The following is a 1,007-nucleotide window of genomic DNA, read 5'->3' as shown; positions in this document are numbered from 1 at the left end:
GGAGTTAGTAGTTGATAACTCCAGATCACCGCAGCCAGATCAGGCCAGCTGTTCGTTGATGGTTCTAGATAAGTGTCGATCTAGGAATGCTAATGGTGAGGTTGCCAGTCTAAACCCAATCAAAGATGACAGTGTAGGAGGATGTCACGGCTTGCTTCTTTGATTCTTCATAATTCCCCCCTAACCGCTATAATTCCTCACTGTTGCCTTAATATCTCACCAATTCCTGCCTAACCACTGGAAGCATAGGAGGATATTTTGGGTTAAGATTAGGTACCTTTTCTTGATGCAAAGCGCGAGTGGGGGAAACCACGGCAAAGCGCGAGTGGGGGGAACCCCCGCAGGTCGGCGCTGCCTCCCCAAGACCGCGCTGCATCGCTTTTTGGTATCTCTGGCTTTGCTCCTGCTACAGGCAATGGATTCTAACCAGTTCACCCCTGAGTCTAACCAAAGCAACGATCAATCAATGGATTCTGACGTTGCACCCCACCCTTGGGACGAACCACTTTCTGATCCCGAGGCTCAAACCGATGAGCCATTCCCTGAAACACTACAACCCCATGAAGGAAATTCTCAAAGTACGTTTCTTTTGTTGGTGGTGGTGGGCATGGGATTGGGTCTAGTATTTTTAACCGGCGGCTTTTATGTTTTTACCCGTCCCTGCGTATTTGGGTCTTGTAGTTCACTGAATGAAGCTCAGCTATTGAGTAAAAAATCAGCAGACACCCTCAAAAAACCTAAATCGGGAAAGGACATTCTCGAAGCTCAGAAGGAATTAAAGACAGCGATTGAAGCACTCAAAGCAATTCCGTTTTGGTCAATGAAGCATGACACAGCACAAGAGTTGCTTCATGCCTATCAAGTTAGAGGTAAAGACCTCGATCAGTTAGTGACAGCCATGCAAATGGCGGCTAGGGCAGGTCATAAAGGGAAAAATCCTCCCCATAAGGCATCAAAGTGGATAGCAATTCAAAAACTGTGGCGAGAGGCAATTGCCCGCCTTGAAC

At 47.5% G+C, this 1,007-nt stretch carries 1 pseudogene; it reads left to right on the top strand.

The features are described 5' to 3' along the window. Window positions 1-286: 286 nt before the first annotated feature. Window positions 287-1,007, top strand: a pseudogene (locus F6K49_RS52995) (hypothetical protein); the annotation flags it as partial.

The organism is Moorena sp. SIO3I6, assembly GCF_010672095.1.
Note: the sequence above shows the minus strand (reverse complement) of the source record. Positions and strands in the feature narration are given on the sequence as shown.